Consider the following 21,915-nt stretch of genomic DNA (forward strand, 5'->3'; position numbering starts at 1 on the left):
GAAAATACCATACTTAATGAGGTTTTAACAAGTTTTCACACTCTCCTATTTTTAAATATCAAATAAATTCTTCTACTTTGAATCTCAAAGTACTTTTTATGGAGAAGCAAAAATACTTAGACGACCTACAAGACATTAAGACGATCATGGATCGTTCTTCAAGGTTTATATCCCTCAGTGGTATGTCTGGCGTGATAGCTGGAATATCTGCACTTGTCGGAGCCTACCTTGCCTATTCCACTGTATATTCTGGGCAAGATTATCTCAACTATCGCCATGCTAACCTTTCTTTTTACAATCTTACCATCTTGTTTTCTATAGCAGTCGGTGTGCTTATCACTTCTATCGTGGGTGGAATCTATTTCACGCATCAAAAGAGTAAAAAGACCAACCAAAACATCTGGAATAGTCAATCCAAAAGATTGATCATCAACCTTTTGATCCCATTGGCTACTGGTGGGATTGTCTGTCTTATATTAATAGGAAAAGGGTTAATAGGAATAATAGCTCCTTTCACACTGATATTTTATGGACTGGGTTTAATCAATGCAAGTAAATACACACTTTCAGAGATAAGGAGCTTAGGTATGATGCAGATTCTATTAGGTATAGTTGGATGTCAGTTCATAGGATATGGATTGATACTATGGGCCTTAGGATTTGGGGTTTTACACATCGTATATGGTATAGTGATGTATAAAAAGTATGAAGCGTGAAGAATATCCTCGAGGATTTAAACAAAGCATTTGAAAATAAGGTCAGGCTTGGAATTATGTCTGCCCTCATGGTTAATGATGCCTTGAATTTTAATAGTCTAAAGGAACTCCTTGGTGTCACAGATGGCAATCTTGCATCTCATATCAAGGCACTGGATAAACAACAGTATTTATCAATTAAAAAGGAATTTTTGAACAACAAACCACATACACAATATTCGGTAACTCAAGCTGGAAGAGATGCTTTCACCAAGCATATCAAGGCTATAGAACAACTTTTAAAGAACTAAAAAAATTTTACTCATCCACTTTGAATCTCAAAGTACTTTTAATCTAATAATATGAAAATCAAACTCATCATCTTACTCGTCTGCATGACGCAAGCTGTTTTTTCTCAAAACTTCGAAAAGGCTGAATCTCCCTACGTAATAGCAACAGACTCAAGCGGACAAAAACTTTCTCTACCTATCCAAAAAGTAGATGTAAAAGCTACCATTTCAGGAATTATTGCGGAAGTGACTTCTCGTCAGGTTTATGTAAACGACCAAGATATTCCATTAGGGGCTACCTATGTTTTTCCTGGTTCTACGAATGCTGCTGTCAATGCCATGACAATGACTGTAGGAGATCGAATCATCGAAGCTCAAATCAAAGAAAAGGAACAGGCGAAAAAAGAATTTGAAGAAGCGGTAGATGAAGGCAAAACGGCTTCCCTCTTCCAACAGCATAGACCTAATGTCTTTCAAATGGACTTAGGAAACATTCCAGCACATGAGACTGTCATCATAGAGATCAAATACACAGAGCTTTTAATTCCTGTAAAAGGTGTCTATGAATTCGTTTATCCTACTATAGTTGGCAGTAGATACAACGCTGAAATAGAAAAAAAAGAAGAGTGGATAGTAAATCCATATGCTAATCTTGACCATCCCGAAAACCCAATAGTAGAACCCGTATTTGATATTGAAGTTTCTTTAAACGCTCCTATACCTCTGCATGGCGTCAGTGTAGATTCACACAAGACCTTGATCGAATATAAAAGTGATAAGAATGCGACTATCCTTTTGGACAACAATGGTTTAAGCAATAAAAAGGATTTTATTCTAAAGTATAAGCTCGCAGGAAATGATATTCAAACTGGAATTACACTTTATGAAGGTGATGAAGAAAACTTCTTTTTATATATCGGACAAAGCCCTAAGAGGATCAAGAAAAGTAAAATTCCGAAAAGGGAATTCTTCTTCATTATAGACGTATCCGGATCGATGAACGGGTTTCCTTTAGAAGTTTCAAAAACACTCATCAAAGAGATTCTATCCAACCTCAACCCCAATGAGCGATTTAACATACTCCTTTTCTCAGCGTCTTCTTCCGTCTATAGTCAGGAATCAGTCCCAGCAACTCCTGAGAATATCAGTGACGCCATTAATTACATAGATAGCCAAAACAGCGGTGGAGGAACGAACATGCTTAGCGCATTTAAACATGCCTTTAGTATGATAAAAGATAAATCTTCGACCTCTATGGTGATTCTTACTGACGGATATGTATCAGTAGAAAAGGAAGCTTTCAATTTCATTGAGAGCAACTTATCCAAAGCGAACTTTTTCCCTTTTGGAATAGGCTCATCGGTGAATAGACATTTGATAGAGGGAATTGCTCATTTTGGTCAAGCACAGCCATTCATTGTGACCAACAAAAAATTTGCAAAACAAACAGCTGCTGATTTCTGCGAATATGTGAGAAGTCCCGTCCTTACCGACGTAAAAGTTAAATTCAAGGAACTCGACGTCTATGACATTACCCCTGTTCAACAACCTGACTTATTCGCTGAAAAACCAATCGTAGTACTTGGTAAATGGAAAGGAAAAGCTAACGGCAAAGTCAAACTTACGGGGCATACCTCGGATAATAAGTATGTAAATGAAATCGGTATTAGTGCTAACAATATCGACCCAAACCAACAAGGCTTGAAGTATCTATGGGCTAGAAACAAACTTAAATATTTATCTGATTACGAGTCTGTTTCTGGTTTTGAATCAAACAAAGAAGAAATTACAGCTCTTGCTTTGAAGTATTCCCTATTGAGTGAATACACCTCTTTTGTAGCTATTGACCACGATGGAACGGAAACAGAGCAAAACGATCAACATACTAACAACTCAGGAGCTGTGCCAGAGCCTCACGAATGGGCATTGATCATGATAGGCATAGGGCTATTAGTATTTATGTATTGGAGATCCCAAAATAGCACAACTACCGCATGACTTCATTAAACATAAATACGCTGAAGGATTATAAGTTATGGCTGCTAGCTGCAGCCATACCCTTAATCATATTCGGGATTATGTATCCTCATTACTTGAGAGACCATACGTTCTTTTGGATATGCCTCGTTACTCTACCACTTTCTGCTCAGCCTGCCTATAATAAAGTGAACCTCAACCTCTATTGGATTGGGCTGATAATAGGCGCTGTTTCACTGCTGCTACCAACCACCATTGGTATCTACATGATCATGTGCACCCTATTGATATTGCTACTGCGGTCAGCTATGGGAAACATCCAACTGACTTTAATCATTCATGCATTCATTGCATCTCCGTTTTTTAGCTATTTCAATAGCTTGGTGAGTTTTCCTCTGCGGCTGAAGCTTTCTCAGATAGTCACCTTTATTCTCGAAAATGTTGGCCTGGAAGCTCGAATAGAAGGTAATATGGTTTACATGGAAGGGACTTCCTTTCTGGTAGATGAAGCTTGCGCTGGATTGAAGATGCTAGGATATGGCCTATTGTTTGGTACTATTATTATAGCCCAGTTATCAAGACATAAGAAAGTGACCTTGCCTCGGTTGTTGGGGTTCTATACGGTCTTGCTTGGTTTGATAGTATCAGGAAACATTGTCAGGATCACTTTATTGATTTTATTCAAAATCATGCCTGAACACTGGCTACATGAAGTCCTTGGGATTAGTATCTATGCTATCCAGATTCTTATCCCTTTTTACTTTGTTGTAAACTGGAGCCTTAAAAAGCAGGAAGCTGTCAAAGAATCGGCAGTAGACTTTGTCCGAGTCTTCCCTACCCCAAAATATTTCACGCTTTTATCAGTCTTCCTAGTGGTCATATTACTACAACAGACCAAGCGTAATCATCTACCTCATGAGCCAATTCATATCCAAGGCTTTGTATCTAAACAAGTACATGGTGATGTAACCAAACTAACGAATGACAATGCCCTTATCTATATCAAACCTCCTGTCGCTCCCTATCGTGCAGATCACAATCCTATGATTTGCTGGCAAGGGAGCGGCTATTCTTTCAAGAAAATAGACAAATGGAATATGAACCAAACAATAATAAATCATGCTGAACTGATTAAAGGCAAAGACAAAATTTATACCGCATGGTGGTTTCAAAGCCACCAAAGCATGACAGGAGATCAGATCGAATGGCGCAAGCAAGCTATTATGAACAACGAGCCATTTTACTTGGTGAATATTACTTGCGACTCTAGAGAAGAACTCAAACGACAAATTCATATTCTACTGGATCAGAACATATTATCATAAATCGAAAATGAAGTTCCTCGCTCCATAGACATGAATTATCTTCGCATTTTTCAAGGCTGTATCTAAGAGTCGGGAAATTAGACCCAATTGGCTATCGCCCTGCGATTGAAATTTATATCTAGCCGAAAAGACAATTACGCGGTAACGCTACGTTATAGAAATCAATATCAATGAACCTTTCCATTTGAGAAATATTATATAGAATGAAATCAAAAATCACAGCATACCTACCCTCAGCGCTATTCTTCACCTTCATAGTCTGGATGATCACCCAAGCAGATACAAATCAAAAAAACTTCATCATGGATATTGGACATAGTGTCCCTTTTGGTGATAAAATAGGTCATTTCACTCTTTTCGGGATCATGGCACTGCTACTCAATATGGCACTTAGATTCAACCGTGTAAGAGTTTTCAGCAGAAGTTTTCATCTAGGATCGATCATAGTTTTGGTCTTTGCTATTGGTGAAGAGTTTAGCCAGTTAGCCTTTAGCAATCGTACCTTCGACTTTGTAGATATGCTATTTGACCTATTAGGAATAGGGATTCTTTCCTCTATTGGATTTAGAAGGTACTTGATTGAAAAGTTCAGAGCATTTATAGACTACTTGGCTGGTCGCCTATTGGTAGAATAGTGAAGAAGGCTAGAAGCCTGGGGTAGAGATCCAAATAATCAATCCTAGCTGGCATGTTATTGCTTTTTGGGACGACGGTTTTAGATGATGTAGGCCGCAAGCATCTCGTCATCGCGAGGTACTGCTTGTCCCGACTTTTCGGGAAAGCGATCTATTCAGGTAGGCAGCTGCCTCACTTTGACAGATTACTTCACTTCGTTCGTAATGACGCAGATTCTTTGATTTTAGCCCCTATCCTACTATACCAACTTCAGCATGGCGATAGGCTCATGCAATCTTTGATTTCAGAAGTATTTTTTTCAAAAAAAGCTCCTCCGCTGCGGAGCGACCAATTGTTTAGCGTAAAAACCTTCCTCCGCCGCGGAGCGACCAATTGTTTGGCGTAAAAACCTTCCTCCGCCGCGGAGCGAGGTTTTGTTCAGCGTAAAAAGCTTCCTCCGCGGCGGAGGAAGCTTCCGACGTCAGTAAAAATCGTGCTCCGCTGCGGAGCTAGAAATAACTTCCATCTATTTTATCTCAGAATTTCACCCTATTCGCTGTCATCTAGGGTGATTAACCGCATTTTATGTATTGGAACATTATAATGAGAGGTGAAATGACTCTACGCTATAATTCTGCCCCTATTCGCTAAAAAAAATGGCGCTACGCACTTTTGGAAGGGGTATTCGCTGTTTTGGAAGGCCCATTCGCACTTTTTTATAGCCATTCGCATGCGAATACCCCTTCAAAATCAGCGAATGGCACTCAAAAAACCGCGAATGGCTCCTGAAAATGTGCGAATGACCCCAGAAAATCTCCGTAGACTCATTTTTTTCAGCGAATGGTCATTTTTTCTGGGTTTTTATTACTCAAAACCGCTTAGCGTCATTTCTTGAGAGATTTGGTGTGTTTTTTCTGGTTTTAATGGCTGTTTTGGGGAATCATTAATAAGGCAAATAGTATATCCCCCGTCGTTTGTAATTGGTTGTTGTCGTTTATAGTATTGTATATCAATACGAAAAAAAAGGAGTGTTATTACTCGGTCGTTAGGTTTCATGTGGAGAACGAGACAGCCTACGCACATTTGGCACATTTACAAGCTTTAACACACAGACTGATTCTTCAGTTTGTAAAAGAGCCTAATTTTTACTGACAAGCAGAGACTGTTAAGACAAGATGGATTTAAATGAATTATATCAAGAAATACAGGACAGACTTCGAAAGCAACTTGCTTTAATAATTGGAACTGGAAGTTCAATTTCGGTTGACTTTGATTTTGGTATGGGAGCTTTAGAATCTCATCTAAAGTCAGTTATCCCAATGGTTGTAAAAGGTAACAAGCAAGCTGAGAGTGAATGGAAATTAGTTTTGGAAAACCTAGATAGGAAGGTTGATTTTGAGAACTCTTTAAATGTTGTAAAGTCTGATTTTTTACTTGAAAGTATTATTGCAGAAACTGGAAAACATGTTGCGAAGGTTAGTTATAAAAATATTTCCAAGATTTCTATTGGTAACATTCCGATAATAGCTCTTTTTGAGCGGCTTAAACATGCATTATCTTATACCAACCCAATAATTGATATTATTACACCAAATTATGACTTGATTATTGAGAATGCTTTATCGCATTGTCAAATAGATTACAATGATGGATTTTATGGTGGAATACAAAAGAAGTTCGATTGGGGAGAATCAGAACAATTATTCAATAGAATAGAAAATAACAGTAAAACTGGCAAAATTTATCCTAAGGTTTACCCACATATTAGATTACACAAAGTGCATGGTTCGCTTAACTATTTTGTAAAAAATGAAAATGTCTATCGGAATGATAGTTTATCTTATTTTGAGAGTATCGATGATTACGAAAGGTTTATTATAACCCCAGGAGAAACAAAACATAAAAGAATTGTTGAGAATAGGCATTTCTATCTTGAAATGGATAAAGCGATAGATAGAGCTCGTACATATTTATTCATAGGGTACGGCTTTAATGATATAGATATTGACAAAAAAATATGCCAAAATATTAATCAAGTGAGTCACAGAGCTGTAATTGTGACTAAAGATTTAATAGGGAATGCAAAAACAATACTCGATAAGAATCCAGAGATAATTGCAATTAGTGACAATTATAATGGAGGTGCTACAATCAGATACAAAGGAACTGAATTAGAACATAACAAACCGATTTGGCAGATTGACGAATTTGCAAATGAAATATTATAAATAATGGCGAAGCTTTTTGATTTTAATGATGAAACAGATTATGTAGGAAAAGTTGTATATGTTGACACAACTAAATTAAGTTTAGATGTAAAACCTAAGGAACTTAAACTTGCCAGAGTCGGTCGTTTGGTTGCTGTGAAAATTTCATCTGTAGTAGAAGAATGGGCAATTGCAATTGTAGAACGTGTAATTAAAAATCCTTCAACTGAACAGTTGAAAAATATCGTCCAACCTAATGAAGAGGAAGAAACTAATCCTGTAAGTGCAGATTCTATTCTTGAAAGAGTATCGAATATTGTAACAATAGCTATTGTTGCTACATTTAAAGGTAAGAAAGGAACAGAAACCAACTACTTTTCACGTTCTATTCAAGAAATACCAGATATAGATGCCAAATCTTTTTCTATTGAAAATGAAAACTTGGAGAATTTTATGGGCTTGCTTTCTGCAAAATCCAAATCTGACGTTTCTCTTGATTTAGGTAAATATTCATTAAGTGAAAAGGCACGCGCACAATTAAATGGGGATAAGTTTTTTCAGCGTCATGCTGCAATATTAGGAAGTACGGGTTCTGGTAAATCTTGGACTGTTGCTTCAGTATTAGAAAAGGCAGCAAAGTTACCAACTACCAAAATGATTGTTTTTGACTTACATGGCGAATATTCAACTCTAAATTTTGCTAAGCAGTTACGTATTGCGGGTCCTGATGATTTAGAATCTAAAGATGAGAGTATCTTATTCTTGCCATATTGGTTGTTGAATACAGAAGAAATGCAATCCATGTTTATAGATAGTTCTGAGTTTACAGCTCATAATCAAGTCACTATTTTCCAAAAGCAGGTTGCCGAAGAAAAATTAAAACATCTTGAAACCAATGGTAAAAAGGAAATTATAAGCTCGTTTACTATTGATAGTCCTGTTCCGTATAATTTGAATTCTGTTATTAGTGAAATAAAAAGGCTGAATGAAGAAATGGTTCCAGGCAAATCAACACCAAAACAGGGACCTTATTTTAGTAAATTTAGTCGACTATTAACTCGTTTAGATGTCAAGATAACAGATAAGCGATATGGGTTTCTTTTTAAACACCCAGCAGAATTAGATAGTTATGATGCATTGACAAAAATAATAGAACAGCTTATTGAGTTTAAGGATAATAATTTGGGTATTAAAGTAATTGACTTTTCTGAAGTACCTACAGATGTACTTCCAATAATGATTGGATTAGTTGCTAGGATTTTGTACAACATTCAATTTTGGACGGAGAAAACGGAGAGACATCCATTAGCTTTGGTTTGTGATGAAGCGCATCTATATCTTCCCAAAAAGGGAGAAAGTAATCCTAATGAGAAAAGAGCATTAGAGAATTTCGAAAAAATAGCTAAAGAAGGAAGAAAGTATGGGGTTAGTTTACTTGTAGTTAGCCAAAGACCCTCTGATGTTAGTGAAACGATACTTAGTCAATGTAACAATATTATGTCATTAAGACTTTCCAATAAACAAGACCAAAGCACAGTTAAGTCTTTCATGTCTGATAATCTTACTGTTTTTGCGGATATTCTTCCAACATTAGATGTTGGAGAAACTATAGTATTGGGAGATGCTGTACTTCTTCCTTCACGGATTATGCTAGATATGCCAAAAGAGGAAAACAGACCGTTAAGTAGCACAATTGATTTTTGGACTGAGTGGAATAAAGAAGAGAAGAAAACAGACTATAATAAAGCTGTAGAAAACTATAGAAAACAAAGTAGGAAATAGCCCCCCTTCACAACCATACACATTACCCGTTGTTTGAAGTCTTCCGAAGGGTGACTTCAAACTTAAAAATGAAACCCTAGTGTCTCCCGACACGGCCTGCTTATCAAATCATCTCTATATCCGACCCCAGCTGATTAGCATAATCTTTTACACTTGGGTAAATAATAGTGCCTAGTATCTCGTTTATTGACACTTTGATTTAAAGATAGCTCTAGTAAGGCCGTGTCGGGAGACACTAGAACTTCATCGTCTATTTTAAGTGCCGTTGCACTTACACTTAAAATAACGGGAGAATTAACAAGAACTACTATCTCAAATTAAGGCGACTCACTATCTCCCATTCAACTCTTAAAAGTTCATAACACTGTTCGGCTAAAGGAATTAAGTTTTCGCCACTAGCTAAGACTGCCACTTTATGAGCTTCACACATAAAACTAACATAGATGTCAATCCATCTATTATCAATATTCTCTTCAGGAACACCCATCAACTTAGCAACAATCGATAAAATATCTAAATCATAATCCCCTCCATGATCCAAACCAATTTGAATTAAACCTTGAGTCAATTGATTATGCTTTAAATCTTGCTGAATTAACTGAATAATAAGTTTCTCTTGTTCCATACCTATCGAATTTAGAATAATGATAAAAAACCTTAAAAGTATTTTAACCTCCCTTTAAAGCATTTCAAAGTTACATAAAGATTTTTAAAACTCCCATTAAAGCATATTTTCATCCCTCAATGGAGTTATTATTCTTTTATACATTTGAATAAACACTGAATGAATTCAATGGAAAAATTCGTTTATAACAGAATAAAGGCTGTTTTAGCTGAGAAAGGTAAAACCAACAATTGGTTGGCAGATGAGATAGATATGAATACAAATACGATCTCAAAATGGTGCCGAAATGATATGCAACCTAGAATTGAGAGTTTGTTTCAAGTTGCTAAAGCTTTGGACGTTGATGTCAGAGAACTATTAGTAAGCACAAAAAACTAATCCTCTATTAATTAGCTACGTTTTCGAAGTCTTGGGAAGAGGGACTTTAAATTTTAAAAGGAGACGCTAGAACTTCATTTTCATCTTCAGGTGCTTTTACACCTACTCTGAAAATAATGGGTAGATGTCACATATTATTGATTGTTCTCGTTTATAGCATTGCACTCAATTTATATGAACACTGAGTGTTATTTGCAACCTGAAATAACCAAAATTGTGAAAACTAAAATCGATACTATTTGGACTGACCTTAGTGAAGAACTTTACAAGTTTATTTTGGGAAAAATAAAAGATGAACAAACGTCAAAAGATATTCATCAAGAGGTTTTCTTGAAAGTTCAAACTAAAATTCATCAATTAAAGCATACTTCTAAACTTACATCTTGGGTCTATCAGATTACAAGAAATAGTATTATTGATTATTTCAGAAAAGTAAAACGCGACGATATTTCAATAGATGATTTAGATTTCCCAGAAATAGACACTGATAATTTCGATTATTCAAAATTAACAAGCTGTATAAATCAAAAAATAGAAAGCCTTTCTTCTCAACATAAAGAGGCTATTATTTTAACTTCATTTAAAAATTACTCACAAAAAGAGTTAGCAGACCATTTAAAAATCTCTTATTCGGGAACGAAATCAAGAGTTCAAAAAGCTAAAGAAATCTTAAAAGAAAAAATTTTAGATTGCCCAAATGTAGAATCGGATAGTAGAGGAAATCTAATAGATTTTGAAAATAATTAGGATTTACTACGTCTTTTTCTAACACATAGCGTCCATCGGTTGTAACATATCAACAATAAAAATGGACAATTCTAAAAAAACAATTAAGGTACAAATCCTTAATGCTTTCGCAGACAAAGGTAAAGGTGGCAATCCTGCTGGTGTAGTCTTAAATGCAGATAAACTATCTGATGAAAATAAACTTGAAATTTCTAAAAAAATAGGTTTATCAGAAACTGCTTTTGTCTCAAAATCTAAAACGGAAGACTTTAAATTAGATTTCTTTACTCCAAACAAACAAATAGCACATTGTGGACATGCTACTGTAGCTACATTTTCCTATCTAAAACAAATAGGAATTCTAAAAAATAATAGTTCCTCAAAAGAAACCATAGATGGGAAACGAAAAATAGAAATAATAGGAGATTTAGCATTTATGGAACAACTAGCTCCAAAATATACTGATGTAGTTAATAAAGCGAGTGTGATTCTAAAATCGTTAGGATTAAAGAAAACGGATTTGATTCATAATGCTCCAATTCAAATTGTAAATACAGGAAATTCATTCTTACTCGTTCCTGTTAAAAGTAGTGAGGTTCTAAAAAATATAATTCCAGATTTTGACTTGATCAGAGAAGTTAGTGATGAATTCGATTTGATTGGTTATTATATATTTTCTACTGATACAGAACATGATGCTACTTCAAGAATGTTTGGTCCTCGCTATGGAATACTAGAGGAATCAGGAACAGGAATGGCGGCTGGACCTCTTGGATGTTATTTATTTGACATTTTAAAAATCAAGAAAAAAAGTTTTAACATTCAACAAGGGAAATATATGAAAGAGCCTTCACCAAGTCTAATTATTGTTAAGCTACGAACCGAAAACGAAAAAATAAAGGATTTAATGGCCGGTGGAAAAGGAATACTAAATAAGGAATTAGATATTGAAATAAACGTTTAAAAAGTCAGCAAACAATCGATTGGACGGCTGGTTGTTTGAAATTTGAAGTCTCCTGAAGGGTGACTTCAAACTTAAAAATTAGATATTATTGTCTCATCTTCAATTTTAAGTACCATTGCAGTTAGACTTTAAATAACGGGTAATAAAGCTCCCTGCCCCAAGAGTACGAGGTATCTTTGAGATTTTATTTTTACTCGACCCAACCTCAAAAAATCAACAAGATAAAACCAGTGAGATACATATATTTAATTGCTCTTATAGTACTTTCCTCTTGTAAAACAGAAGAAGATAAATATCCGGAAATGGCTGTCTTTAGCCCAGATATGAAAGGAGATTTTGTTTTCGAAAAGATAGACCCTATCCCTACCTATTATAGAGATACAGATGAGTATGTTTTTTTTATAACTGACAATTCAATACCTCAGAGTAAAGTTTTAATCTACGATAAGGAGTCAAAAGAATTAATAAAGGATCTAGTACTGGCAAATAATCGAATTCATGTTGATACTGGTGGATCTATCTATGGTTTTGATGAGAAAAGAGACAAGGCATTTAAGTATGAACCTCCTCGATTCATAAAAACATTTTTAAAAACAGCCTCTTTGAGTTTTGTCAATAATAAAAGCTTAGAAAAGAGATTCTCTTCTGAAATAGAAGATAGAAAGCTAGAAGGAAGAGAATTGAGTGATTTTTTGACAGCAAAACGATATGAAATCCTGAAAAAAGAATTTATCGACTCATTATTATGCTTAACCCAACTAGATGTAATCAAAAGCAATGCTGCCGTAGCTCATTTTAGAAACGAAACAGTTTATTTAGAAGAAAGCGATCTACTATATACTGGTACGATTATCAAGTCTGCACTAGCAGGTGTCACAGATTGCAATTCCAGCAATTTTGACTTGGATGGAACTCAATATTTCGGCGAAAGTCCACTATCTCTTATTGATCAAGTAACGCTAAATTATAGTTTGGATGGAAGTAACCATTATGTAATAGGTGTGACTTCCAAAAATTTGTACTACTATGAATTAAACATAGACGGAAAGAGCACAAGGTTTAAGTGCCCTGACCCAATAGAAAATGTAAAAAACTTAGAAGAGCAGGTAATTTTGAAAACGGTAAATGGATACTACAAAGTATCAATTAAGAAATAGAGTTACGCTCGTTGTCCGAAGTCTTCCGAAGGGTGACTTCTAACTTAAAAATGAAACCCTAGTGTCTCCCGACACGGCCTGCTTATCAAATCATCTCTATATCCGATCCTCCTACTTATTAGCATAATCTTTTACACTTGAGTAAATAATAGTGCTTAGTATCTCGTTTATTGGCACTTTGATTTAACTATAGCACTAGAAAGGCCGTGTCGGGAGACACTAGAACTTAATCTTCTATCTTAAGTGTCGTTGCACTTACACTTAAAATAACAGGCACATGTCACATATTCCCGTTTGTAATTGACTGTTGTCATATATAGCATTGCAGTCATTTTAAAATGAAGACTAAGTTTTATATACTCAGTTGTTATCAGTAACATGATTATCAATTAACCAAAGCGATATGAACCTATGAAAAACAAAATTACTACCACACTTATTTTCAGCATTATTTTTCTGTATTCCTGTGATCAAGATGAAGAAATCAATCGAGCAAAGACATTGAAAATAAAGAATGTAGCTGCTGGCACTTCACATACATTAGTAGTTGACACTAATGGATCGCTTTGGGCCAATGGTTTAAATAATAATGGGCAAATCGGAAATAATACCAGAGGGCAATTCAGAGCCAAACCAATTAACCTTATGTCCGATGTTGCTTTAATTGCTACGGGTTCTCGTCATAATTTGATCGTTAAAACGGATGGCTCCCTTTGGTCCAACGGATATAACCGATCTGGACAACTTGGAGATGGAACTACAGACGATTGGTCGACACCTGTTAAAATTATGTCTGATGTAACTTTTGTTTCTGGTGGCGATAATCATTCTCTAATGATTAAGGAGGACAAGTCGCTTTGGTCTTCAGGCGACAATTATTATGGACAACTTGGAGATGGAACAGAGGAAGACAAATACACGCCAGTAAAGGTTTTGACCAACGTATCCACTGTTTCTGGTGGAGGACGTCATACATTAATCATCAAAACGGATGGTTCGCTATGGGCGACTGGAGATAATTCAGCAGGTCAACTTGGAGACGGAACTTTAGAGAACAAGAAAACTCCAGTAAAGGTTATGACAGATGTAGCTTCTGTTTCCGCAGGCGATCGACATTCTTTAATTGTAAAAACTGACGGTTCTCTATGGGTTACTGGAGATAATTCAAATGGTCAACTTGGAGACGGAACTATTCAGAGCAGGAAGACCCCAGTAAAGATTATGACTGATGTGGCTTCTGTTTCCGCAGGTGATCGACATTCTCTAATTGTAAAAACTGACGGTTCTCTATGGGCAACTGGAGACAATGAATTTGGACAGCTTGGCGATAGTAGTACAATCAATAAGAACGTTCCAATAGAGATTGCTTATAAAGTTATTTCATCATCGGCCGGTACTTTCCATTCCGTTTTTATAAAAACAGACAGTTCGCTATGGGCGACCGGCCTTAACATGTATGGTCAGCTTGGAAATGGCACAACTGATCAAGCGCTTGAACCTATACTAATTCTTGACTCCAATGATTGAGATTACCAATCATTAAGAAACTGATAACAAAGAAGAGAATAGCACACACAGATTACTCTATTAAATAAAATTCTTGAAAGAACCAGTTATTTAAAAATGAGGTACTAATATCTCCGGTACTTTTTTACCCATATTCAACAAACAGAACTAGAGTCGAGACTCTAAAGGACGGACCATATATTGATTGAACAGCTTTTCAAAATATTCTTTTTTAATATCTCGACCAATAAAGACCAATTTACCAGTTCGATTTGTCATGTCTTCCCAAGGAGTACCATCCGTCGCGACAAAAGAACTATGAGCTGACTGTAGGATTACTCGATTGGGATAATCTGGGATCGCTATAAAACCTTTAACCCGATATACTTGATCACGATAAAGATTCGCTATTCTGTTTAGTTCTAGCGTCAGGCTGTTCAAGTCAAGAGGATATTGAAAACTAAGTGTGAAAGTCGTGATCTTATGACTGTTGTTGATTTCATGATTATGATTATGATCTTTCAGTGCCGCAGCTGCACCTGACTCTACAGTCCTTGGCTTTATGGTTCCTACTTCTAGCACTTGACTAATTGAAAACTTACCATGCTCTCCCTTCCAGACCTTGGCTAGAGGATTGATATAATCAATCGATGATTCTACCTCTTTCAGTTCCTGAGGATTGACTAAGTCAGATTTATTGACCAAAATACAATCCGCCAATGCTATTTGCCTAAGAGCTTCCTCTGTCTCTTTTAGCCATATTTTCAGCTGACTTGCATCTACTAAGCAGACCACTTGTTGAAGATCAAAAAACCTTTCTACTTGCCTATCTTCTAGAAAAACCTGAACGATCGAACTAGGGTCAGCGATGCCTGTAGTTTCGATGACCAATCGATCATATTGATCTCTATTTTTAGACGCTTCATACAAAATATCCAATAGGCCATCAGACAATGAACAACATAGACACCCTGCGCTCAACTCTATCACTTCTTCTACTCCATCCATGACTAGTCCTCCGTCAACATTCGTCTCTCCACACTCATTTTCTACTACCAAAATGCGCTCTGGCAAACGCTCTTTGATGAAATGATTAAGGAATGTTGTCTTACCACTTCCTAAGAAGCCTGTAATAATATGTACTGGTATTCTGCTCATTACGCTACTTTGCTATCACTAGAATGAATGAAACTCCCCTACCCAAACGGGTACCAGAGATTTTTGATAGTTAATTTAAAAATCAAACATTCAAAGATAGATAAGTATCGATCCTAACTACGAGAAGAACATCATCCATTGGAATCAAAGTGGGAATGAAATTGAGCTTAAATCAATTGTGATTAACTATAAAAGGCGTTTTCTCTTGAAAAGTTACTTGATTAGGTTATCAAGTAACTCTTTCGAGGTTTTGATAAACAATTAAGAGGCCTGATTAAGTTGGTACTTTATTAATTCCTCTAGTTCTACGACTAATTCTTTCACTTCTCTACCTTTCGGATCAATTGGGCTCAAGGCAGTATAGTTAAGCTTTGTACCAAAGGTCAACGGAAAGCCTTTATTGGGCATTAGTTTATGATTTCCGTCTATGACCAATGGAACAATCACGGCACTAGGAGCCATTTTAAGTAAAGCATCTAATCCCCCTTCTTTGAATCGTCTCACCTCTCCCGTTTTACTACGAGTTCCTTCCGGAAAAATACTAGCGCAAGTGGATTCAATTTCTATTCGCCTGCCAAGTTTTAATATTTCAGTAATGGCCTGTCTAGAATTCTTACGATCTATCAATGCCGATCCTCCGTGTCTTAGGTTGTATGAAATACTAGGAATTCCTTTTCCTAGTTCTTGCTTGGAAACAAACTTTGGAGTGAACTTGCGAAAGCCCCATACTATGGGAGATATATCGAAGTGATTTTGATGATTGGAAACGATGATGAATGGCTTATCACTCGGTAACTGATCAAAGCCTTTAAATTTAATCTTGGCTCCCAAGATGGTCAGTCCATAAAGCAGCATTGCATTCAATATATCTACTGCCTTTTTTCTAGTCTTATCCGTCCTACCAAATGACTTACATATCACCTGAATAGGATGAAAAATCACTAGGAGCAGCCCAAAGTATAACCAAAAGACAGGAGTCAATAGATAACTTAAAAATTTTCGAATTGGATGCATAGGAATGATGTGATAGTAATCCAATGCAAATTGAACAGAAACTAAATGAGGTAAATTGCTTCAAATTAGTTGGATATATGATTTTAGTCAAAGCTCATTCTAACCTTAGCCGGATAGTAATTTTTATTGAGAGAAAAGTCTTAAACTTTGATTGAGCCAATAGTCCGTAAGCCTATTTGATCATATCATTTCTCAAATCAATAATGTTTATTACTTTCATTCTGTGAGACTTTTCATTCGAATACTTAAGGGCCTATTAAAGCTGGCCTTACTCCCTTTGATTCTACTGGCATCCTTCGAGTTTGGGCTTAGATACATTTTTCATGACCTATTGTTAAATGAGTTCCAGTCCCAGATTGAGGATCAATTACAAGGTGAGATTTCCTTCTCAGATATAGATATTACTACTATCACTAATTTTCCTTTGGCTACAGTAGCCATTGATTCTATGTCTCTCAAAGATGCCAACCATGAATTGTTGCAAGTGAATCACCTGTCTGTAAAATTGGATCTCAATAAACTGTATCAAGAGACTTTTCCTGTAGAGGAGGTAGACTTATCAGGAGTCGTACTCTACCTTCCTATAGATTCTACTGGTCAACTACTCACCATAGAATCCACAAAAAAAGAATCTCCTAAGCCATCTGGGTATCCTGAGATAGAAATTCCTCTAATTAATATCAGTGATTTATCGGTTGTCATTGAAAACAAATTTGATAGCAGTAAAATAGAAATGACGCTAGATAGTGGAATATTCGAACAACACTCTACGCATGATTATTTCCAGCTTGAAGGAGGTGCTTTTATGACAGTAGACACTCGAACGAGTTCATTCAATATGGATCAACATAATCCAAGGCTTCAGCTATTAGCAATGCTAAAAAATGCAGAACCAGAAGATTCGATTCAGTCTCCATATATAACCATCAACTTTGGTATCGAAGAGGTAATCAGCTCATCTGTTACAACCAACAAAATTGACAGTGTGAAACTCAAAGGGTATTACTCCAATGGGGTCAACCGAAACGCTAGTTCCAGCAGAGCGGTAATTGAATATGGCAAATTCAACTATAACCAGAGCTATTTCGACTTTTCCGGTCAATACATCAATTTCAATAATCCATTTATCGTACTGGATTTAAAGTCAGATATTCATCTCACAGACTTGAAAGAATTACTTGATCTAGATGAAATAGAAATGACCGGTGACATTAGCCTCGAAACTAACATAAAAGGTGATTTGGAAACGCTAGACCAAGGACTTAAGTCTGCTGATGAAATTTCTGATGCTTCATTCGTACTAAATGATGTTAATTACATAGATCGAAATTCAGATTTGGCAATAAAGCACCTGAATGGTAAAGCTTCATTGAAAGAGGCTTATCTAAATATCCAGCATATCAACGGAATGTATAACCAAACCTCATTTTCTTCTAAAGGAACCTTGGATAATATCTTACCCCTCTTAGGTTATTCAAAAGGGAGAAATACAATAGCCAACCTTAATATATATGCAAAGGACTTGGTAATACCTAAAACAGAACCTGAGACCGAATCAAAACCTAATTCGATTAACCAATCTTTTCTTCCAAAATACTTAGAACTCAATATTGACTTCGCGTCCAACCGAATAATATATGACTCATTATCGGTATCAAACGTAGATATATCCTTATTTGCTAGTAAAGATTCTATCAACGTATCTAACGCTTCTTGCAATTTCGAAGACGGAAAAGTTACCCTAAATGCCAGTAGTCAAATTATCGATAATGAAATAGTCAATAAGGTTGATGTAACGGCTGACCTACCTTACATCGATGTGAATAAATACTTAACCTTACAAAACGACTCTTCTGAATCTAAGACCTCATCAAGTACCAATAATCACTTGGAATTGGTCTCTGATATTAAAGTAGGTAAATTGAAGTACAACAATATTGAGTTAGACAAACTCCACTTAAAAGGCCAACTCGATGACACCTTATTTCATGCCAGCGTTTTAGGGTTTGAATTCCCTTTTGGACGAATTCAATCATCACTGAGTGTTGACTTATCTGATTCCATATATGTAGTGAAAGGAGCATCTACAGCCCGATTGAAGAGATTTAATATCGATTCGATCAAAGCTTATTACAACCAAATGGACTTTGGTAAAAAAGAGCCAAAAGATAATTCTGCTAGTACTGACAACTCATTACTCATAGAAAAATACACTTTGAATTTTTCTACTCCAGAAGCAACTTATGAGGACTACAGCCTCCAGAGCTTATCCTCTACACTTACTATTCGAGACAATGATCTTAGAATCCATAGAGCCAAATTCGACCTTCTTGATGGTACGTTCAAACTCAATGGAGATATCAACTATGATGAACAAAAACACATGCATCTAGTCTGCAATGTAAACGCCAAAGAACTTTCATTGAGCGAAGTCATATCAAAATTCGGAACGGATGATCAGGAACTATTTGGCAAGGAACATTTCAAAGGTGAAATGGATCTTGATGGGATTATTGTTTTGGATTATGATGAAAGGCTGGATCATCAAGAAGAAAATATGATTGGCAACTTTGATATATCACTTAGGGACGGACAAGTAATTAATTATGCCCCTATTTCTGAATCCATGAAGTTCATCAAGCAAGAGAATCTAGAAATAGTCTACTTGGCCAATCCGAGTTTCAAAGTCCTATTTCAGAACGAAGAACTAGTCATCCCTACAACTATTTTCAAAACTAGTCTCGCTAACATCGAACTATCAGGATATCATACTGGAGCTATTGACTACCGATACGATCTCATGATAAGTATCAAAGACCTTCTCTTAAAATCGCAGGAGAAAAAGCTAAAAGAAGTAAAAAGTGATAGTGCAACGTTTGGAAGACTAAAACACTACCTAGCAGTAGAAACCACCAATGACAGTATGGAAGTGTTTTCAATAAAGAAAAAACATTATGAACAACGCCTTTCTCTACTTCAAGAAAGAGAATCACAAGTAGACTCTACGCTCAACTTAAGAAAAGCCTCCCTCTAAGTATTCCAAAGTAATCAACTAAAGATAAAATCTATTGCTCTTTGTTTAAAGCAAACGAGTATTGCTTTATGAATTCATCCTAAATCTTATGTTATAAATCATATTACATATTCATACCTGCTGATCTTCTGCATCTAAGTGCCTAAAACCTTTTATTTTGAAGCAAAATGATAATCTTTGTGTCGCTTAACGAATTATGAACCGTGCAGAGCACAATCATTTTAATCCATGGTAAACCTGCACATGAAAATATTACAATCGAAATGAAATTTAAGCCAGGAGTTTTATCAGGAGAAGAGGTAACTGAGTTGTTGAACTACGCTAATGAAAACAACTTCGCTCTTCCTGCAGCAAATGTAATCGGAACTAGCTCTGTCAACTCAGTAATCGAAACTGCAAGAGATTTAGAATCGCCAATTATGGTTCAATTCTCAAACGGTGGGGCGGTATTCAATGCAGGTAAAGGTCTTTCAAACGAAGGTCAAAAAGCGGCTATAGCAGGAGCTGTATCTGGTGCATATCACGTGCATGCAATGGCAGAAGCATACGGAGTTACTGTTATTTTGAACACTGACCACTGTGCAAAAAAATTATTGCCTTGGATAGATGGTATGCTAGACGCTGGAGAAGAGTTCTTCGCTAGAACTGGCAGATCCCTATTCAGTTCTCACATGATTGATCTTTCTGAAGAACCAATCGAAGAAAACATTGAAACTTGTAAAAAGTATCTTGAGAGAATGTCTAAAATGGGCATGACTCTTGAAATTGAGCTTGGTATCACAGGTGGTGAAGAGGATGGAGTAGATAACTCTGATGTAGATGAGTCTAAATTATATACTCAACCTGAAGAAGTAGCATATGCTTACGAAGAGCTTAGCAAAGTATCACATAGATTCACAATTGCTGCTGCTTTTGGTAATGTTCATGGTGTTTATAAGCCTGGTAACGTAAAGCTTACTCCAAAAATCTTGAAAAACTCTCAGGATTACATCCAAGAGAAATACGGAACTAAGCCAAATCCAGTAAACTTTGTATTCCACGGTGGATCTGGATCATCTACTGAAGAAATCAGAGAGGCTATAGAGTACGGTGCAGTGAAAATGAATATTGATACTGACTTACAGTGGGCATACTGGGATGGAATCAGAAACTATTACGCTGAAAAGAAAGACTACTTACAAGGTCAAATCGGTAACCCTGAGGGAGCTGATGCACCTAATAAGAAAGTATACGATCCAAGAGTTTGGACAAGAGAGGCTGAGAAATCTTTTGTTGCAAGACTTAAGAAATCTTGTGAAGATTTGAATAATGTAGGAACTAATAAATAATAGTTTCCTTTTATGATATTGAAGGGTTTCGAGAGATCGGAACCCTTTTTTTATATTTATTCTTAGATAACAGCGCTGTCCAAAATCTTCAGTTCTTGCTTATCAGTGTCAATACTAGCCTCAATTCCCATCGGAAGTGTAACATTATCAGCAATGTGACCAATAGGCAATCCATATATTACAGGAATACCCAGTTTGCTAAACCTATCAAATAGTACAGCTTTTAAAGTAGCATGCTCGAGATAGCTTGGGTCTTTGGATTTGATTTCACAACCACTAAATACTCCAAGTACAATTCCAGCTGCATTATCAAACTTCTTAGCATTTAATAATTGAGTAATCATTCGATCAATTCGATAGGTATCCTCTCCTATTTCTTCAATAAAAACCACCTTACCTGAAAAGTCAATATCGTAGGGTGTACCTACTAGTGAACACATCAAACTTAAATTACCTCCAACCAAAGGTCCCAATCCAAATCCAGAAGTGATTGTATGATAGGTATATTCTGTACTTTGAAGACGATCCCATGACTTAGGACGACTGACTTTAAATGATTTCTTTCCTTTTCTTACTATCGATTCAAATGAATCTTTAGTAAACGATGAAAAATCCGAGCTAGCAACTGGTCCATGAAACGTCACCAAACCTGTTTTGTTTTGAATGGCATAATGTAATGCAGTAACATCACTAAAACCACAAAACACTTTAGGGTTACTTTTAATCAGATCATAATTAAGAGATTCCAATAGACGACCAGTTCCATAACCACCTCTTCCACAAATGATTCCATCAATATCTGGATCTTCAAACATGCTATGGATATCTTCTATTCTTTGTTGATCACTTCCTGCTAAAAAACCATTCTTTATATTCAAATTTGAAGAGAGCTTAACTTGATAGCCTAGATTGTCTAAGTTTTTCAAAGCTTTATCAAAGAGGTTTTTTGACATTGGGCTAGCAGGAGTTATCATACCTACCTGAGCGCCTTTTTTCAACTTAGCGGGTTTGATTAGAGGCTGATCAGATATTTTGGTAGCATTTGCATTTCCTATGTAAAATGAAGCTCCAGCAGAAGCTAGTATTGTTTTGGATATAAACGAGCGTCTCTTCATAGTTCGAAATTACAAGAGA

General features: G+C 36.1%; 18 protein-coding genes. 14 read left to right on the forward strand and 4 right to left on the reverse strand.

The window, feature by feature from the left end; genetic code table 11:
* The first annotated feature begins 98 nt into the window (after positions 1-98).
* From DKG80_RS05540 to DKG80_RS05570, 7 genes are all read left to right on the forward strand, one after another.
* A complete protein-coding gene (locus DKG80_RS05540; protein WP_109830326.1) occupies positions 99-716 on the forward strand; it encodes a hypothetical protein in 618 nt (205 codons plus the stop codon).
* The gene (locus DKG80_RS05545; RefSeq protein WP_109830327.1) at positions 713-1,006 is read left to right on the forward strand and encodes a winged helix-turn-helix domain-containing protein; all 294 of its coding nucleotides are present in this window, start codon (positions 713-715) and stop codon (positions 1,004-1,006) included. Before DKG80_RS05540 ends, DKG80_RS05545 begins: the two co-directional genes overlap by 4 nt.
* A gap of 51 nt (positions 1,007-1,057) precedes the next feature.
* Positions 1,058-2,983 carry a VIT domain-containing protein gene (locus DKG80_RS05550; protein ID WP_109830328.1) on the forward strand — a complete coding sequence of 642 codons (1,926 nt, stop codon included), beginning with the start codon at positions 1,058-1,060 and terminating at the stop codon, positions 2,981-2,983.
* On the forward strand, positions 2,980-4,287 hold the full coding sequence (gene xrtN / locus DKG80_RS05555; RefSeq protein ID WP_109830329.1) for an exosortase N: 1,308 nt from the start codon (positions 2,980-2,982) through the stop codon (positions 4,285-4,287). Before DKG80_RS05550 ends, xrtN begins: the two co-directional genes overlap by 4 nt.
* Positions 4,288-4,490: 203 nt before the next feature.
* Positions 4,491-4,922 (forward strand): VanZ family protein, encoded by a 432-nt coding sequence (locus tag DKG80_RS05560; RefSeq protein ID WP_109830330.1) that lies wholly within the window; start codon positions 4,491-4,493, stop codon positions 4,920-4,922.
* A 1,155-nt stretch (positions 4,923-6,077) separates the two neighbouring features.
* A complete protein-coding gene (locus tag DKG80_RS05565) occupies positions 6,078-7,130 on the forward strand; it encodes an SIR2 family protein (RefSeq protein WP_109830331.1) in 1,053 nt (350 codons plus the stop codon).
* Positions 7,131-7,133: 3 nt separating this feature from the next.
* Positions 7,134-8,891, forward strand: a complete 1,758-nt coding sequence (locus DKG80_RS05570) for an ATP-binding protein (RefSeq protein WP_109830332.1) — start codon at positions 7,134-7,136, stop codon at positions 8,889-8,891.
* A 307-nt stretch (positions 8,892-9,198) separates the two neighbouring features.
* Here the strand turns inward: DKG80_RS05570 and DKG80_RS05575 are convergent, their stop codons facing one another.
* Positions 9,199-9,516: a hypothetical protein gene (locus DKG80_RS05575; RefSeq protein WP_109830333.1), complete on the reverse strand. Its 318-nt coding sequence runs from the start codon at positions 9,514-9,516 to the stop codon at positions 9,199-9,201.
* A 168-nt stretch (positions 9,517-9,684) separates the two neighbouring features.
* Here DKG80_RS05575 and DKG80_RS05580 point away from each other — a divergent pair, with 168 nt between their 5' ends.
* The 5 genes from DKG80_RS05580 (at position 9,685) to DKG80_RS05600 (ending at position 14,268) form a co-directional block, all read left to right on the forward strand.
* Complete coding sequence (locus DKG80_RS05580) at positions 9,685-9,894, forward strand: helix-turn-helix transcriptional regulator (protein ID WP_109830334.1); 210 nt, start codon at positions 9,685-9,687, stop codon at positions 9,892-9,894.
* A 216-nt stretch (positions 9,895-10,110) separates the two neighbouring features.
* Positions 10,111-10,641, forward strand: coding sequence for a sigma-70 family RNA polymerase sigma factor (locus DKG80_RS05585; RefSeq protein ID WP_109830840.1), 531 nt, complete (start codon positions 10,111-10,113; stop codon positions 10,639-10,641).
* A gap of 61 nt (positions 10,642-10,702) precedes the next feature.
* On the forward strand, positions 10,703-11,584 hold the full coding sequence (locus DKG80_RS05590; protein WP_109830335.1) for a PhzF family phenazine biosynthesis protein: 882 nt from the start codon (positions 10,703-10,705) through the stop codon (positions 11,582-11,584).
* 230 nt (positions 11,585-11,814) lie between these two features.
* Positions 11,815-12,741 carry a hypothetical protein gene (locus tag DKG80_RS05595; RefSeq protein ID WP_162555702.1) on the forward strand — a complete coding sequence of 309 codons (927 nt, stop codon included), beginning with the start codon at positions 11,815-11,817 and terminating at the stop codon, positions 12,739-12,741.
* Between the two features lie 411 nt (positions 12,742-13,152).
* A complete protein-coding gene (locus DKG80_RS05600) occupies positions 13,153-14,268 on the forward strand; it encodes an RCC1 domain-containing protein (protein WP_109830337.1) in 1,116 nt (371 codons plus the stop codon).
* Positions 14,269-14,415: 147 nt separating this feature from the next.
* Here the strand turns inward: DKG80_RS05600 and DKG80_RS05605 are convergent, their stop codons facing one another.
* A complete protein-coding gene (locus DKG80_RS05605) occupies positions 14,416-15,405 on the reverse strand; it encodes a CobW family GTP-binding protein (RefSeq protein WP_109830338.1) in 990 nt (329 codons plus the stop codon).
* A 261-nt stretch (positions 15,406-15,666) separates the two neighbouring features.
* The gene (locus tag DKG80_RS05610; RefSeq protein WP_245906965.1) at positions 15,667-16,419 is read right to left on the reverse strand and encodes a 1-acyl-sn-glycerol-3-phosphate acyltransferase; all 753 of its coding nucleotides are present in this window, start codon (positions 16,417-16,419) and stop codon (positions 15,667-15,669) included.
* A gap of 223 nt (positions 16,420-16,642) precedes the next feature.
* Between DKG80_RS05610 and DKG80_RS05615 the strand changes: the two genes are divergently transcribed.
* Together DKG80_RS05615 and fbaA are read left to right on the forward strand one after the other, a co-directional pair.
* A complete protein-coding gene (locus DKG80_RS05615; protein ID WP_162555703.1) occupies positions 16,643-19,453 on the forward strand; it encodes an AsmA-like C-terminal region-containing protein in 2,811 nt (936 codons plus the stop codon).
* 263 nt (positions 19,454-19,716) lie between these two features.
* A complete protein-coding gene (fbaA, locus tag DKG80_RS05620) occupies positions 19,717-20,781 on the forward strand; it encodes a class II fructose-bisphosphate aldolase (RefSeq protein WP_109830842.1) in 1,065 nt (354 codons plus the stop codon).
* A gap of 62 nt (positions 20,782-20,843) precedes the next feature.
* Here fbaA and DKG80_RS05625 read toward each other — a convergent pair whose 3' ends face one another.
* Positions 20,844-21,896: a S66 peptidase family protein gene (locus DKG80_RS05625; RefSeq protein WP_109830340.1), complete on the reverse strand. Its 1,053-nt coding sequence runs from the start codon at positions 21,894-21,896 to the stop codon at positions 20,844-20,846.
* Positions 21,897-21,915: the final 19 nt, after the last annotated feature.

The sequence above is a fragment of the Reichenbachiella versicolor genome, assembly GCF_003171675.1.
In the GTDB taxonomy this organism is placed as follows: Bacteria; Bacteroidota; Bacteroidia; order Cytophagales; family Cyclobacteriaceae; genus Reichenbachiella; species Reichenbachiella versicolor.

What these genes read in the sequence shown, in the direction of transcription:
- DKG80_RS05540 (WP_109830326.1), top strand. Translation starts at nt 99, where the DNA reads ATGGAGAAGCAAAAATACTTAGACGACCTACAAGACATTAAGACGATC.
- DKG80_RS05550 (WP_109830328.1), top strand. Translation starts at nt 1,058, where the DNA reads ATGAAAATCAAACTCATCATCTTACTCGTCTGCATGACGCAAGCTGTT.
- xrtN (WP_109830329.1), top strand. Translation starts at nt 2,980, where the DNA reads ATGACTTCATTAAACATAAATACGCTGAAGGATTATAAGTTATGGCTG.
- DKG80_RS05560 (WP_109830330.1), top strand. Translation starts at nt 4,491, where the DNA reads ATGAAATCAAAAATCACAGCATACCTACCCTCAGCGCTATTCTTCACC.
- DKG80_RS05565 (WP_109830331.1), top strand. Translation starts at nt 6,078, where the DNA reads ATGGATTTAAATGAATTATATCAAGAAATACAGGACAGACTTCGAAAG.
- DKG80_RS05570 (WP_109830332.1), top strand. Translation starts at nt 7,134, where the DNA reads ATGGCGAAGCTTTTTGATTTTAATGATGAAACAGATTATGTAGGAAAA.
- DKG80_RS05575 (WP_109830333.1), bottom strand. Translation starts at nt 9,516, where the DNA reads ATGGAACAAGAGAAACTTATTATTCAGTTAATTCAGCAAGATTTAAAG.
- DKG80_RS05580 (WP_109830334.1), top strand. Translation starts at nt 9,685, where the DNA reads ATGGAAAAATTCGTTTATAACAGAATAAAGGCTGTTTTAGCTGAGAAA.
- DKG80_RS05590 (WP_109830335.1), top strand. Translation starts at nt 10,703, where the DNA reads ATGGACAATTCTAAAAAAACAATTAAGGTACAAATCCTTAATGCTTTC.
- DKG80_RS05600 (WP_109830337.1), top strand. Translation starts at nt 13,153, where the DNA reads ATGAAAAACAAAATTACTACCACACTTATTTTCAGCATTATTTTTCTG.
- DKG80_RS05605 (WP_109830338.1), bottom strand. Translation starts at nt 15,405, where the DNA reads ATGAGCAGAATACCAGTACATATTATTACAGGCTTCTTAGGAAGTGGT.
- DKG80_RS05610 (WP_245906965.1), bottom strand. Translation starts at nt 16,419, where the DNA reads ATGCATCCAATTCGAAAATTTTTAAGTTATCTATTGACTCCTGTCTTT.
- fbaA (WP_109830842.1), top strand. Translation starts at nt 19,717, where the DNA reads ATGAAATTTAAGCCAGGAGTTTTATCAGGAGAAGAGGTAACTGAGTTG.
- DKG80_RS05625 (WP_109830340.1), bottom strand. Translation starts at nt 21,896, where the DNA reads ATGAAGAGACGCTCGTTTATATCCAAAACAATACTAGCTTCTGCTGGA.